9 protein-coding genes are annotated in these 10,501 nt (G+C 71.9%); 6 read left to right on the top strand and 3 right to left on the bottom strand.

The window, feature by feature from the left end; genetic code table 11:
- The 6 genes from CCN51_RS13035 to CCN51_RS13010 all read left to right on the top strand — a co-directional run.
- Positions 1–353: TIM barrel protein (locus CCN51_RS13035; protein ID WP_143675793.1), on the top strand; the 353-nt coding region annotated here is incomplete at its 5' end.
- Positions 350–1,003 carry an EboA domain-containing protein gene (locus tag CCN51_RS13030; protein WP_014175593.1) on the top strand — a complete coding sequence of 218 codons (654 nt, stop codon included), beginning with the start codon at positions 350–352 and terminating at the stop codon, positions 1,001–1,003. The genes CCN51_RS13035 and CCN51_RS13030, both read left to right, overlap by 4 nt.
- Entirely contained in the window at positions 1,003–1,851 is an 849-nt protein-coding gene (locus tag CCN51_RS13025; RefSeq protein WP_014175592.1) for a TatD family hydrolase, read from the top strand. The genes CCN51_RS13030 and CCN51_RS13025 overlap by 1 nt, the downstream gene beginning before the upstream one ends.
- A 3-nt stretch (positions 1,852–1,854) precedes the next feature.
- On the top strand, positions 1,855–3,030 hold the full coding sequence (gene eboE, locus CCN51_RS13020) for a metabolite traffic protein EboE (protein ID WP_014175591.1): 1,176 nt from the start codon (positions 1,855–1,857) through the stop codon (positions 3,028–3,030).
- A complete protein-coding gene (locus CCN51_RS13015; protein WP_014175590.1) occupies positions 3,027–4,478 on the top strand; it encodes an alkaline phosphatase family protein in 1,452 nt (483 codons plus the stop codon). Before eboE ends, CCN51_RS13015 begins: the two co-directional genes overlap by 4 nt.
- Positions 4,475–5,614 (top strand): sugar phosphate isomerase/epimerase family protein, encoded by a 1,140-nt coding sequence (locus tag CCN51_RS13010; protein WP_014175589.1) that lies wholly within the window; start codon positions 4,475–4,477, stop codon positions 5,612–5,614. Before CCN51_RS13015 ends, CCN51_RS13010 begins: the two co-directional genes overlap by 4 nt.
- Before the next feature lie 103 nt (positions 5,615–5,717).
- Here CCN51_RS13010 and CCN51_RS13005 read toward each other — a convergent pair whose 3' ends face one another.
- The 3 genes from CCN51_RS13005 to CCN51_RS12995 form a co-directional block, all read right to left on the bottom strand.
- Positions 5,718–6,953, bottom strand: a complete 1,236-nt coding sequence (locus CCN51_RS13005; protein WP_014175588.1) for a glycosyltransferase — start codon at positions 6,951–6,953, stop codon at positions 5,718–5,720.
- Positions 6,954–6,997: 44 nt separating this feature from the next.
- The gene (locus CCN51_RS13000) at positions 6,998–7,876 is read right to left on the bottom strand and encodes a TauD/TfdA dioxygenase family protein (RefSeq protein WP_014175587.1); all 879 of its coding nucleotides are present in this window, start codon (positions 7,874–7,876) and stop codon (positions 6,998–7,000) included.
- A 31-nt stretch (positions 7,877–7,907) separates the two neighbouring features.
- On the bottom strand, positions 7,908–10,501 hold a 2,594-nt coding region (locus tag CCN51_RS12995), incomplete at its 5' end, for an SDR family NAD(P)-dependent oxidoreductase (protein ID WP_143675792.1).

Here is a 10,501-nt window from a genome sequence, read left to right as displayed (position 1 = left end):
TCGAGGACATGCGGCGCGGCGTCCACGACCACCTCCCGTTCGGGGAGGGCGAGATGGACTTCCCGCCCGTCCTCGCGGCGCTCGCCGCGACCGGCTACCAGGGCCTGACGGTTGTCGAGCTGCCCCGCCACTCCCACGCCGGCCCCCACTACGCCGAGACCTCCCTGCCGTTCCTGCGCCGCGCTGCCGCTGCCGCGGCGGCCACCGTGCCGCTTACCGCAGTCTCGGGCGCTGCCCCGGGCGCGGCCTCGGACGCCGCTGCCCCGGCCGCCACCTCGGGCGCTGCCCCGGCCACTGACACCCCGGCGGCCACCGCCCCCGCCATCACCGTGCCGGAAGGGAGCGCCCCATGACCCACTCGCCCGCCACAGGCACCGGCCCGGAATTCACCCCCGACGTCCTCCGCGACCACCTCGACAGCCACCTCCACCCGGCCGCCCGCGCCTGGCTCCGGCAGGCCCTGGACGAGGCCACCGCCAACTCCGGCTCCGGGTGGGAGCTGCGCGTGGCGGAGGCCGGACGCCGCTGCGGCAGCCGGCACGCCGACGCCGCCCGCGTCCTGATCCTGTACGCGGCCCACGCCGACCCCGCCACCCTGGCCCGCCTCTACCACCAGGGCTCGGCCGCCGAACGCCGCGCCGTGCTGTGCGCCCTGCCGCACCTCGTACCAGGACCCGACGCGATCCCCCTGGTCGAGGACGCCCTGCGCACCAATGACACCCGCCTCCTCGCTGCCGCCCTCGGCCCCTACGCGGCCCGCCACCTGGACGCCCACAGCTGGCGGCACGCCGTACTGAAGTGCCTGTTCACCGGCGTTCCGGTGGACGCGGTGGCCGGCCTGGCGGCGCGCGGACGCGGCGATGCCGAACTCGCCCGCATGCTCGCCGACTACGCGGCCGAGCGCACCGCCGCCGACCGGCCCGTGCCCGCCGATCTGTACCGCGTTCTGGACCTGGCCGCCGAAGACTTCGAGGCGGACCACCCCCACGGCAAGGAGTCCTGATGCGCCTGTTCGACCCGCACATCCATATGACCTCCCGCACCACCGACGACTACGAGGCGATGCGCGCCGCCGGGATCCGCGCCGTGGTCGAGCCGTCGTTCTGGCTCGGCCAGCCCCGTACCTCGCCCGCCTCCTTCCTCGACTACTTCGACTCCCTGCTCGGCTGGGAGCCCTTCCGCGCCGCCCAGCACGACATCGCCCACCACTGCACGCTCGCCCTCAACCCCAAGGAGGCGAACGACCCCCGCTGCGTGCCCGTCCTCGACGAGCTGCCCCGCTATCTCGTCAAGGACCAGGTCGTGGCCGTGGGGGAAATCGGCTACGACTCCATGACCTCGGCCGAGGACACCGCCCTCGCCGCGCAGCTCCAGCTCGCCGCCGACCACGGCCTGCCCGCGCTTGTGCACACCCCGCACCGCGACAAGCTCGCCGGTCTGCGCCGCACTCTCGACGCCGTCCGCGAGTCCGCGCTGCCCATGGACCGGGTGCTGGTGGACCACCTCAACGAGACGACGGTGAAGGAGGCCAAGGACAGCGGCTGCTGGCTGGGTTTCTCCGTCTACCCGGTCACCAAGATGGACGAGCGCCGGATGGTGGCGATCCTGCGCGCGTACGGGCCCGAGAAGGTGCTGGTGAACTCGGCCGCCGACTGGGGCAGAAGCGATCCGCTGAAGACCCGCCGGGTGGCCGACCTGATGCTGGCCGAGGGGTTCACCGAGGACGACGTCGACCGGGTGCTGTGGCGCAACCCCGTCGCCTTCTACGGGCTCAGCGGCCGACTGGACCTCGAGGTCACCCCGCCGGAGGCCACCCACGAGGGCAACTCCCTGCTGCGCGGAGGGGAGTGAGCGATGCGCTTCCGCCACCCGGACGGCACCACCGTCCACCTCGCCTACTGCACCAATGTGCACCCCGCCGAAACCCTCGACGGCGTCATGGCCCAGCTCCGCGACCACTGCGCGCCCGTCCGCCGCCGCCTCGGCCGCGACCGCCTCGGCATCGGCCTGTGGCTCGCCCGCGACGCCGCCCGCACCCTGGACACCGACCCGGCCGCGCTGCGGGCCCTGCGCCGCGAACTCGACCGCGGCGGCCTGGAGGTCGTCACCCTCAACGGCTTCCCGTACGAGGGCTTCGGCGCCGCCGAGGTCAAGTACCGCGTGTACAAGCCGGACTGGGCCGATCCCGAGCGCCTGGAGTACACCACCGCACTGGCCCGGATCCTCACCGGTCTGCTGCCCGACGATGTCACCGAGGGCACCATCTCCACCCTGCCGCTCGGCTGGCGCACCACTTGGAGCGCCGACCGCGCCCGCGCCGGGCAGCGGGCGCTGTCGACCCTCGCCGAGCGCCTGGACGCCCTGGCGGAGCTGACCGGCCGGAGTGTCCGGGTGGGCCTGGAGCCGGAGCCCGGCTGCACCGTGGAGACGACTGGTGACGCCATCGCCCCGCTCACCGCCGTCGGCCACCCCCGTATCGGCGTCTGTGTCGACACCTGCCATCTCGCCACGTCCTTCGAGGACCCGACGGCGGCACTGGACGCGCTGGCCGCCGCCCGCGTCCCCGTCGTCAAGTCCCAGCTGTCGGCCGCCCTGCACGCCGAACACCCCGACCGGCCGGAGGTGCGCGAGGCCCTCGCCGCCTTCGCCGAACCCCGTTTTCTGCACCAGACCCGCACGGTCACCCCGGCCGGCCTGCGCGGCACCGACGACCTCGACGAGGCCCTGGGCGGCCTCGGGGAAGTGAAGCACGCCACCACCCCCTGGCGGTCCCACTTCCACGTCCCGCTGCACGCCGCCCCCGCCGCGCCCCTCACCTCCACACTCCCGGTCCTGCGGACCGCCCTGACCCGCCTCGTCGGCGGCCCGTATCCGCTGACCCGCCACCTGGAGGTCGAGACCTACACCTGGCAGGCGCTCCCGCCCGAGCTGCGGCCCCGCAGCCGGGACCGGCTCGCCGACGGCATAGCCGCCGAGCTCGCCCTCGCCCGCGACGAGCTGACCGGCCTCGGGCTGAAGGAGCTGCCATGACCACTGACATGACCACTGCCATGACCGGGCCCGCGCCCCGCCCCACCCCGCTGCTCGTCCTCGACGTGGTCGGTCTCACCCCCCGGCTCCTCGCCCATATGCCGCGCCTCAAGGCCCTCGCCACGGCCGGCTCCCGGGCCCACCTCGGCACCGTACTGCCCGCCGTCACCTGCGCCGCCCAGTCCACCTTCCTCACCGGCACACTGCCCTCCGAACACGGCATCGTCGCCAACGGCTGGTACTTCCGCGAGCTCGGCGACGTCCTGCTGTGGCGCCAGCACAACGGCCTGGTCGCCGGGGACAAGGTGTGGGACGCGGCCCGCCGCGCCCACCCCGGCTACACGGTCGCCAACATCTGCTGGTGGTACGCCATGGGCGCCGACACCGACCTCACCGTGACCCCGCGCCCCGTCTACTACGCCGACGGCCGCAAGGAGCCGGACTGCTACACCCGGCCGCCCGCCCTGCACGACGAACTCACCGAGAAGTTCGGCACGTTCCCGCTGTTCCACTTCTGGGGGCCCGGAGCCGATCTGGTCTCCAGCCAGTGGATCATCGACGCCACCCGCCACATCCTCCACACCCGCCACCCCGACCTGGCGCTCTGCTACCTCCCGCACCTCGACTACGACCTGCAGCGCTACGGCCCCGACGACCCCCGCTCCCGCAAGGCGGCCGCCGACCTGGACGCGGCCATGGCCCCGCTGCTGGACGACGCCCGCGCCGAGGGCCGTACGGTCGTCGCGCTGTCCGAGTACGGCATCACCCGTGTGAGCCGGCCCGTCGACATCAACCGCACCCTGCGCCGCGCCGGGCTGCTGGAGGTGCACACCCAGGACGGTATGGAATACCTCGACCCGATGGCCTCCCGCGCCTTCGCCGTCGCCGACCACCAGATCGCCCATGTGTACGTCCGCCGTCCCGAGGACATGGCCGCCACCCGCGCCGCCCTCGACGGGCTGCCCGGTATCGAGCAACTCCTCGACGACGAGGGCAAGAAGGCCCACCACCTCGACCACGCACGCTCCGGTGAACTGGTCGCCATCGCCGAACGGGACGCCTGGTTCACGTACTACTACTGGCTCGACGACGCCCACGCACCCGACTTCGCGCGCCTGGTCGAGATCCACCGCAAGCCCGGCTATGACCCGGTCGAGCTGTTCATGGACCCGCTCGACCCCTATGTGAAGGTCAAGGCCGCCACCGCGCTCGCCCGCAAGAAACTCGGGATGCGCTACCGCATGGCGGTTGTCCCCCTCGACCCCACCCCGATCCGCGGCAGCCACGGCCGCCTGCCCCTGAGCGACGACGACGGTCCGCTCCTGCTGTGCTCCACCCCCCGCGCCGTCGGCGACCGCATCGCGGCCACCGACGTGAAGTCCCTGCTGCTCCACCTCGCCGGTCTCCACACCGACGCCCCATATGAAACGAAGGAAGGCACCCCGTGAACCACACGCCTGACACCGACGACCAGCTGCGCCGCAGCCTCGGCATCGGCCGCCGCCGCTTCCTGAGCACCTGCACCGCCGTCGCGGCCGGGGCGATCGCGGCCCCCGTACTCGGCGCGAGCCCCGTACAGGCCGCACCCCGGTCGGCCGGCGCCGGCAGAGGGCACGCACTCGTCCCCGCGGACAAGCGCGGCATCATCCTCTACACGGTCCGCGACGCCATCGGCCGCGACCCGCTCACCACCTCCCTCCCGTCCGGCTTCCGCGCCGTCTTCGAACAGCTCGCCCGCTTCGGCTACCGTCAGGTCGAGTTCGCCGGCTACGGCCAGCACGCCAACGCCCCCGGCGGCGCGAGCCTGGAGTCCGTCCAGGGCGCCAAGCTGCTGCGCCGCTGGCTGGACGACAACGGGCTGCGCGCCCAGGGCAACCACGGCTTCATCCCCGGCTCCTGGCCCTTCACCAGCGCCGACCTGGACACCTTCAAAAAGCACCTGGAGATCGCGAACATCCTCGGCCTGGCCCACATGGGCACCGGTGGCGATCCCACCGGAAGTGCCTACAAGGCCGACTGGGATGTGGCCGCCGACAAGTGGCACGCCCTCGGCGCGATAGCCCGCCGCGCCGGCCTCAAGCTCTACACCCACAACCACGACGCGGCCTACGGCTTCCTGCTCGACGGCGGCCCGCTGGACGACCAGGGCCGCCCCACCCGCAGCTCCGGTATCCGCAAGCTGGAGTACTTCCTGTCCATCACCGACCCCCAGCTGGTCTGGCTGGAGATGGACGTCTTCTGGGCGCATGTCGCCCAGTACAAGTTCCGCACCTACACCGCCCACGACGGCTCCACGCAGACGAACGTCTTCGACCCGGCCGGCCTCGTCACCCGTAACAACAAGCGCTACCCGCTGTTCCACGCCAAGGACGGCGTCGTCAACACCACCAACGGGATGGGCTACGACATGGTCCCGTTCGGCACCGGCGTCATCGACTACACCACGTTCTTCTCCCGCGTGGGCCACCGCAACTATCACAACCCGATGGTCGAGCAGGACAACGCGCCGAGCACCACCAACCCGGGCCAGTCCCTGGAACACGCGGCGATCGGCTACCGCAACCTGGCCGCCCTGCGCCGCTAGAAGCGGGTGGGGGCGGAGGGTTTCCGGGGCGACCCGGCCACCCTCCGCCCCTGCCGGCGGCTGACGCGGCGTACCGCCGTGGTGCGGTCGACGTCCTCGTGGTTCACGCGGACGTCGGCGGCCTTTCCCGGCTGACCGTGTCGAGCAGCAGCTTCGCGGCCACCGCTGCCCCGTCGGTGCGGACCGTGCCGGCCACGGCCTTCGCCCGCGCACGGGTCTCAGGGGTCAGAGCCTTCCTGAGCGCGGCGGACAGGGACTCGACGGTCGGAGTCGGACCGTCGTGTGCCGCTCCGATGCCCAACTCGGCCACCCGGCCGGCCCAGTACGGCTGGTCCACCATCTGGGGCACGATCACCTGGGGCGCACCGGCCCCGGCGGCGGCCGTGGTCGTGCCCGCGCCGCCGTGGTGCACAACGGCGGCCACCCGGCCGAACAGCGCCTGCAGATTGGCCTCGCCGACGACGAAGCAGTCGTCCCGGTCGTCGATCGGGGCCAGGTCCGCCCAGCCCCAGCCGCGGGAGACGAGTACGCGGCGGCCCTGCGCGCGGATCGCCTCGACGGCCACCCGGGCGGCGTCCTTCGGGGCGCGCATGCTGCCGAAGCCCACGTACACCGGTGGTGTGCCGGCGTCCAGGAACGCCTCCAACCCGGCCGGGAGCGGGCGTTCCTTGGGCAGAATCCACGCGCCGGTGTGCACCACGGCGAGCTCCGGGATCTCCTGCCACGGGCCCAGGGCCGGATCCGCTGCCAGCCATGGGTGGTCGGTGAAGACGTGGTCCCGGACGTTGTCCACCGGGGGCAGGCCGATGGATGCCCGGTGGGTGTTGAGCGCCGCGCCGAACAGCTCCTGGATGGCCTGGGCGTCCAGGTCCCACAGCGCCCGGTTGTCGGTCACGTCCGCCGGGAACGGCAGGCCCTCCCGCGGTGGCGGCGGAAAGTGCGGCGACGGCAGGGCGACCGGAAAGTAGCTCGCGTACACGTAGCGGATGCCCAGTTTCTCCGCCACCGACCGCGCGGCGACCTGCATCAAGCCGCCCGCCACCAGGGCATCACATCCCTCGGCCGCCGCGGCGACCGTGTCGAACTGCTCGGCGACCAACTCGACACGGTGCCGGGACAGCTCCGCCGCCGACGGCGGCGCCGCCCCGTGCATGATCGGGCGCACCGGCCGGCCGATCGGCACCAGCGGCACGCCGACACCGGCCAGCAGCTTTGCGAACTCCTCGTCCGGCGGCGCGCACACCCGCACCTCCGCGTCGAGTGCCCGCAACTGCATCGCGAGTCCCACCATCGGTTCGACGTCCCCGCGCGTACCGTACGTCGACAACAACACACGCATTCGGACTCCCGTTTCCGTTTCCGGTTTCCCGTTTCCGTTGGACGTCAGGCCTGGGGCCGGGTGCCGTCGATGGCAACGCGCCGGCCGTAGCGCGAGTGCGGGAAGTAGTCCCATGTGGCGTGGTGCTGGACGCAGCGGTTGTCCCAGAACACCAGCGTGTTCGCCTGCCAGCGGACCCGGCACTGCAAGAGGGGCGTCTGGGCGATGTGGGTGTAGAGCATGTCGAGGACGGCGGTGCTCTCGGAGCGGGAGAGCTGCGTGATATGGGACGTGTAGGGGGCGTTGACGAAGAGGAGCTTGCGGCCGGTGTCGGGGTGGCGGACCACGACCGGGTGTTCGTTGCGCGGGACGTCGTACTCGGGTGGCGGGGTCTGCCCATGTACCAGCCAGGGCAGCGCACCGTCGTGCAGAGCGGTCAGCCCGTCCAGGAACGACTTCATCGCGGGCGACAGCAACTCGTAGGCGAGATGCATGTTGGCGAACAGGGTGTCGCCGCCGCTGCCGACCTCCGGGACGCGGGTGATGTGGAGCATCGAACCGAGCGACGGCTGGGTATCCGCGGTGCCGTCGGCGTGCCAGCCGTTCCCGACGATCATGCGGGAGTCTCGGTCCGCGCTGATCTCCAGGATGTACGGGTCGGAATCCTCCGCCGGGAGGGCCACGAGGTGGAGCGGGCCGAAGAGCGCGGCGAACCGCTTGTGCTCCTCCGGGGTGAGGTGCTGGTCGCGGAAGACGAGCACATGGTGGGCGAGGAAAGCCTGTTTGACCTCCTTTTCCTGCTCCGGTGTCAGTTCTTCGGACAGGTCGAGGCCCGTTACCTCGGCGCCGAGCAGCGGGGTCAGCGGGTCGACGGCGATGGTGTCGTAGCGCTCCTGCGGGCGGGTGGTGACGGTTTGGACGGCGTCCAGCGCGAATTGCTCCATGAGTTCTCCGTAAGTTGTCGAGCAGCCCTGGTCAGGAGACGTCCTTGTTGATCGACCGGGCGACGTGGTCGGCATGGGGCCCGGCGACGAGTTCGTAGTGCGTGGCGTCCACCTCGTGCACATACGGTGAGCCCGGCAGGATACGAGCCCAGTCATCGGCCCCGGACTGCCGCACCGGCAGCGACGGCAGGTCGGTGACCGTCCTGGTCGCCAGCCACAGTGTGCTGGGGGTGCGGGTCAGCCTCGGTGGCCGGTGGGCGGCCAGGCCGGCGAGGTTGACACGGCAGCAGTGGGCGAGTCGCTCGGCGTAGGCATGTCCTGGTCCGGCGAGCGGAGACCGTGCGCCGTTGCCGTGCAGCTCGTGCTCGAAGACCGTCCGAATGTCATGCTCGTCGTAGCTGCTCAGGAGGGGCCCGGCGGTCGGCGGTGGTGGGTCCAGGAGATACAACTGGTCGACGGGACGGTCGGCGGCTTCTGCCTCGGACGCCATCGACAGAGCGACCCAGGCCCCGAACGACCATCCGGCGAGCCGGAAGCGTGTGTCCGGGTCGGGGAACCGGGCACGCAGAGCGGAGTGATAGCGGGCCGCCCTTTGGGTGACCGACCAAGGTGGCAGCCCAGGGTCGCGCAGCGCGGGATCGGGGATCAGACAGACGGTCAGCCGAGGGTCGAGGGCCGACACCAGCGGTCGGTACGCCTGGATGTCGCCGCCGATGGGATGGACCAGACACAGCACCTCGGGTCCGTCGCCACGCTGCCACACCTCGACGGTCACCGCGTCTGCGACGTCTGCCGCGTCTTCCGCTCGGTCCTGGGGGCGGATGCCTCCGTTGAGATGCGTCAGCACCTCGTTCAGGGTCACCTGGTGGCTGAGCCGGGACAGGTCGATATCGACTCCGTACTGTCGCTTCACCTCTGACAGCAGGTCGAGCAGGGTCAGGGAGTCGGCGCCGAGGTCGTAGAGGCAGGTGTCCGGGTCCAGGGTGTCGACTCCGAGCAGTTGGCACACGGCTTCGGCGAGTTCCCCGTGCGGCACTGCCGGCGTGCTCATGGCCGGGCTCGTACTCGTGAGCTCGTGGCGGTCGGGCTCGTAGAAGTACCGGGTCTCCTCCAGCGGTGTGGTGGAGACCATCAGGTGGGGCAACTGGAGTTGCAGGGCGTCCGAGAAGACCCGCAGGGCCTCGGCGGACGACAGGCCGGCCGCCAGGTGCGCCTGGTGGCGTGCGTCGGTGGTGAGGGCGGTGCGCGCCATGCCGACGTCCCGCCACACGTCCCAGCCGATGCCGATCCGCACGGTGGCGCCCTGGTCGTCGGAACCGTGGTGGGCGAAGGCGTCGAGGACGCCGTTCGCGGCCGCGTAGTCGAACTGGCCCACGCCGCCGAGCACGGCGGCCATGGATGAGCAGTAGACGGCATAGCCGGGACGGTGGGCGGCGATCAGGCGTTCCATGAGGAGCGCGCCGTGCAACTTGGCCCGTGTCGTGTGCCGCATGGCGTCGCCGTCGCGGCGCACGAGGAGTCCGCCGGCCGCGGTGCCGACCGCGTGCACGATGCTGTCCAGACGGCTGAGATACGGAGCGAGTCGCGCCAGCACGTTGTCCAGCGGCTCCTGGGCCAGATCTGCCTCGACGACCGTGATCCGATCGCTCCACCGTGCGAGAGCGGGTGGTAGCTGCGGTCGGCGTGCGAGCAGGACGACGCGGGCGTCGGACTGTTCGAGCAGCCGGGTGGCGATGGTGCTGCCGACGCCTCCGGTGCCGCCGAGGACGAGATGGGTGCCCGACCCTTCCATGAGGATGGTCCGGGCCTGCTGCGCGGGCGGCCTGACCGGCTGCTGGACGGCGCGCCACCAGTAGCCCTGGCGCAGTGCGAGGCGCCTGGGTGCCGTGTCAGCGGGGGAGTCCGGCTCGGCGTCCGGCTCGGCGAGTACGAGTGACAGCAGCTCTGCCCAATCGGATGCGAGACCGCTGGGCAGGTCCAGCCACCGTGTTTCCAGGCCCAATTCCTGGCGCGGTATCTCCAGGGCACCGGCCAGCAGACCGAGTTCGGGCCGTTGCACGGGGCCGGTGACCGGCTGGGCTCGGTGGGACAGCCACCAGATGCGTGGCCGAAGGGCCTGCGGCAGCCGGGCCAGGGCCTGGCACAGGGCGGACGGAGCGTCGAGGCAGGCGTGCCGGGCGCGGTCCAGCGACTGCTCGCCGACCGTTCCGGCGACGCCGAGCGGGAGGGCGTGCAGCCACTCCACGCCGCCGCCCGTGGCCGCGGCATCCCGGGTCACCGCCTCCAGCAGCCGTGTCAGCGAGTCGGGGTCGGCCGGGTCGACCTCGTAGCGGTTCTGCGCGAGACGGGCGTACGCCTGCCCTGCCGTGACATGGACGACTCGGATGCCATGGCCGTCAAGCGCCTTCCAGTGCGCTGGTGGTGAGGTGGCGTCGGCGACGACGATCACCTGACGTACGGACATGGGCTTCACACGGGTGGCGCGCCGCATTCGTACCCAATCGGTCTGGTACAGCCACTGATCCTCCGGCGCCCTGGCCGGGAGGGCGCGGGTGGCCCTGGGGAAGTCGTGGTCGGTCAGGTCGAAGGCGGGTGGCGGGAAGTCCCAGGGGGCTGGTGCGGGGC

It is taken from the genome of Streptomyces milbemycinicus (assembly GCF_002154605.1).
Classification (GTDB): domain Bacteria; phylum Actinomycetota; class Actinomycetes; order Streptomycetales; family Streptomycetaceae; genus Streptomyces; species Streptomyces milbemycinicus.
This window is presented reverse-complemented; position numbering and strand designations above follow the sequence as displayed.